Origin of the sequence: Lentzea sp. NPDC060358, assembly GCF_042725365.1 — a bacterium.
Lineage (GTDB): Bacteria > Actinomycetota > Actinomycetes > Mycobacteriales > Pseudonocardiaceae > Lentzea.
Window position 1 is genome coordinate 1 of sequence record NZ_JBHXCW010000401.1, and the last position, 4,114, is coordinate 4,114.

A 4,114-nucleotide genomic window follows, 5' to 3' on the forward strand; every position below is an offset into this window, starting at 1 on the left:
GGTGCGGAAGTCCGCACCCCAGCCGCTCGGTTGGGCAGAACGGGCCGGGTCAGCCCACCTTCACCACGCGGGCCGCGCCTCCCCCGCGCCGGGTCGGTTCGGCCACCGCGCGCCAGCGGCCGTCCGGGGTGCGTTCGACGGCGGTCGCGGCGCCGATCTCGGCGTTCTGGCTGAACCTGTGGCCGATCGCCTGCAGGCCCGCGGTGGCCGGGGCGGCGAGGAACTCCGCCTCGGCCGGGGTCGTGGCCGCGTTGCGCTGGGAGGCGCGCGGGGCCGCCACCGCGTCGAGCAGGGACAGCTTGCGGTCCAGGCGGCCCGTCAGGATCTGGGCGACCGTGGTGATGATGGTGGCGCCGCCCGGTGAGCCGACGGCCAAGACGACCTTGCCGTGGTCGAGGACGATGGTCGGCGCCATCGACGACCGCGGGCGCTTGCCCGGGCCCGGCAGGTTCGGGTGCGGGACGCCGGGGGTGGGGGCGACGAACTCGAAGTCGGTGAGCTCGTTGTTCAGCAGGAAGCCGCGGCCGGGGACGACGATGCCGCTGCCGCCCTCCGCCTCGATGGTGAGGGTGTAGGCGACGACGTTGCCCCAGCGGTCGGCGACGGTGAGGTGCGTGGTGCGTTCGGCGTCCTCGCTCAGCGGGGAGAGGCCCGCGGTGGAGCGGCACGGCTGCGGGTTGCGCGGGTCGGCGGCGGGCTGCGGGGCGGGCAGCACGGCGTCGGGCTTGATCAGGCACGCGCGGCTGTCGGCGAACCGCTGCGAGAGCAGGCCCTCGGTCGGCACGCGGCTGAAGGCCGGGTCGCCCACCCAGCGGGAGCGGTCGGCGAAGGAGAGCTTCGTGGACTCGATGAAGCGGTGCAGGTACTCGACGTCGGAGGCCTTCGCGAGGTCGGTCGACTCGAGGATGTTGAGCGCCTCGCCGACGGTCGTGCCGCCGGAGGACGGCGCGGCCATGCCGTAGACGTCGAGGCCGCGGTAGCTCGTGCGGGTCGGGTCGCGGCGTTCGACCTGGTAACGGGTGAGGTCGGAGAGCTTCATGTCGCCGGCGCGGATGTTCCGGGTCGTGCCCGGTACCACCGGCGGCTTGCGCACGGCGTCGACGAGGTCGCGGCCGACCGCGCCGCCGTAGAGGGACGCGAGCTCGGTGCGCGCCAGTTCGCGGTAGGTGTCGGCGAGCTGCGGGTTGCGGAAGGTGCTGCCGACGGCGGGCGGCTGGCCACCCGGCAGGTAGAGGTCGCGGGTCGAGGTGAAGTCGGCGAACCGGGCGGCGTTGTTCGCGATCTGCGTGTTGAACGTCTTGTCGACGACGAACCCGCGGCGCGCCAGCGCCTCCGCGGGCGCCATGGCCTCGCGCAGGTTCAGCGTGCCCCACTTGCGCAGGGCGAGCTGCCACGTCTTGGGCGTGCCGGGGACGCCGACGGACAGGCCGCTCGTCATCGCCTCGGCGAACGGCAGCGGTGCGCCGTTCTCGACGAAGAGCTGGTCGGTCGCGGAGCGCGGGGCCGTCTCGCGTCCGTCCAGAGTGGACACCCGATGGGTGCGGGCGTCGTAGTGGACGAAGAACCCGCCGCCGCCGATGCCCGCGGAGAACGGGTCGGTGACGCCGAGCGCGGCGGCCGTGGCGACGGCGGCGTCGACGGCGTTGCCACCGCGGCGGAGCACGTCGACGCCGATCTGGGACGCGTCCGGGTCGACGCTGGAGACCGCGCCGCCCCAGCCGACCTGTTCGGGGACGCGCGGTGGGGTTTCCGCCGCTCCTGCCTGCGCAGGAACGACCAGTACGACGGAGAGCGTCAGAGCGGCAACCGTTCGCAACATGCGGAAACTTCTACTCCGTTGCGACCGGATGGCAACACCCCTTGAGGAAGGCCTAAGGTGCCGGGCGTGTCGATCGATCTTGCCCGGTTGCGAACGGATTTCACGAACACCCCGCTGGACGAGGCGGACCGCGAGGAGGCGCTGCACCTCCTGCTGCGCGAGCGGCGCGAGGACGACGCCGCCCTGCTGCGCCACCTGCTCGCCGAGGAGACGGCCGTGCACCGCGAGGGCTGGGGTGTGAGCGAGGCGCTGGGCCTCGCGGCGCTGCTGCTCGCCGAGTGCGGCCGCGAGGAGGACGTCTGGGCGTTGTGGGAGGCCAAGAACGCCTCCTTCGACACGATGGCGGGCCTCGACGGCTTCCTGCTGTTCCCGGCGGGCATCGCGGACACGACGGCGCACGTCATCGCGTCCGAGGAGCACCCGGACCGCGCCGAGCTCATGGCCTACATGTCCGAGTACCTCGGGTACGAGAAGCTCACCGACGAGGACGTCCGCGAGCACATGGCGGGCCTGCGGTCCCACTACGAGGACTGACGGTCAGAGCACCTCGAGCGGGTCGAGCTTGATGCGCACCAGGTCCTGCTCCTTGCGCGCGGTTCGCACCTTCTGCGCCTCGGCGAGCACGGCGGCCAGCTCGCGCCCTTCGCTGCGGGCGACGCGCACGAGTGCGCGTTCCCTCGACTCGTCCTCCCCCAGCGGCACCGGGCCGAGGACCTCCCCGGTCGGGGGCAGCCGCAGCTCGTCGAGCAGCGCGTTCACCGCGTCGGGGGTGCCGTCGACGGTGGCCATCCGCACCGCGGGCGGGAACCCGAGCTCGGTGCGCGCGGCGAGCTCGGTGGCGGCGTGCCACACCGGGTCCCACCGCACGAGGGCCTGCACGGGCGTGAGCGCCGAGTCGGCGATGACGACCACGCGCCCGGTGCCGGGACGCACCAGTCCCGCCGCCGTCATCCACCGCCGCAGCGCCTCCTCGGACGCCCGCAGGTCGGCCCGCCCGAGCAACGCCCAGCCGTCGAGCAGCAGCACCGCCCCGTAGCCGCCCTCGGCCACCGGTTCGGCGCCCGGCGTCGCCACCACCAGGGAGGGCTTGCCGGGGACGACGGTCAGCACCTCGTCCGCGCCGCTGGTCCGCACCGGGTGCCCGGGAAACGCCCGGCCGAGCTCCTCGGCCGTGCGCCGGGCACCGATGATCTGCCCGCGCAACCGCCGCGACCCGCACGTCGGGCACCGGAACCCGGCCTCCGTCGCCGCGCACCACCGGCAGTAGGCGGGCTTCGGCAGGCCGTCCTCGGTGCCGCCCGGCAACGCGAGTGGCCCCGCGCACCGCCGGCACCGGGCGGGCCCGCGGCACTGCCCGCACGCGAGCGCCGGCACGTAACCGCGCCGCGGCACCTGGATGAGCACCGGCGAGTCGGTGAGGGCGAAGCGGGCGGCGTCGAACGCGATGGACGGCAACCGGGCCGTGCGGGCCGCCGGGTCCTTGACGTCCTGCCAGTCGTTGTCGCCCACCGACACCACCCGCGGCGCGACGGCCCGCAGCGTCTCGCGCGACGCCACGATCTCGTGCGCCCAGCCCGTCTCGACCAGCAGCTGCGCCTCGGCCGTGCGGGCGAACCCGGCGATCAGCAACGCCGCCCCGGTCATGTGCGCGCGCTGCACCAGCACGTCGCGCACGTTCGGATACGGCGAGCGGGGCTCGACGTGCAGATCGTCGCCGTCGTCCCAGACGATCAGCAGACCGGGATCCTTGATAGGCGCGAACGCCGTCGCACGCGTACCCACCACCACACGCGCCACGCCACGGCGCACGGACAGCCACCGCTTGTAGCGCTCCGACGGCCCGAGGTCGGCCGCCAGCGTCACGACGCCCTCGATCAGACGGCTGCACGCCTCGGTCACGCGGGCGGAGTCGCGGTGGTCGGGCACGACGATCACGACACCGCGCCCGGTCGAGGCGACGGCGGCCGCGGCTTCGGCGAGGCGAGCGGGCCAGTCCTCGGAGGGCAGGGCCTGCCAGACGGCGTGGGCGGGGCGGCCCTCGCGCAGGGCTTCGAGGTACTTGGGGCCGCGGGGGTAGCGGGACCAGGCGCCGGCGGGGACGGGAGGGAGCTGGGACCGCGCGGGGAGATCGGCCGGGGCGGCGGGTGGAGACGGCGAGGCGGGGGGTGGAGGCGGGGTGGAGTCCGCGGGCGGGGCGGCGGACTCGGGGGCGGCGGTGGCGGGTGAGGAGGCGGTGGGGTCGGTGGGTGAGGAGGCGGTGGGTGAGGAGGCGGTGGGTGAGGAGGCGGTGGGTGA

Annotated in this window: 3 protein-coding genes; 1 reads left to right on the forward strand and 2 read right to left on the reverse strand. The window is 74.7% G+C overall.

Features of this window, described 5'->3' with window-relative positions:
* Nucleotides 1-49: 49 nt before the first annotated feature.
* Entirely contained in the window at nt 50-1,819 is a 1,770-nt protein-coding gene (gene ggt / locus ACFWGZ_RS39955) for a gamma-glutamyltransferase (RefSeq protein ID WP_382456795.1), read from the reverse strand.
* Between the two features lie 66 nt (nt 1,820-1,885).
* Here ggt and ACFWGZ_RS39960 point away from each other — a divergent pair, with 66 nt between their 5' ends.
* Nucleotides 1,886-2,353, forward strand: coding sequence for a hypothetical protein (locus ACFWGZ_RS39960; RefSeq protein WP_382456796.1), 468 nt, complete (start codon nt 1,886-1,888; stop codon nt 2,351-2,353).
* 3 nt (nt 2,354-2,356) lie between these two features.
* Here ACFWGZ_RS39960 and ACFWGZ_RS39965 read toward each other — a convergent pair.
* Nucleotides 2,357-4,114: primosome assembly protein PriA (locus ACFWGZ_RS39965; RefSeq protein ID WP_382456797.1), on the reverse strand; the 1,758-nt coding region annotated here is incomplete at its 5' end.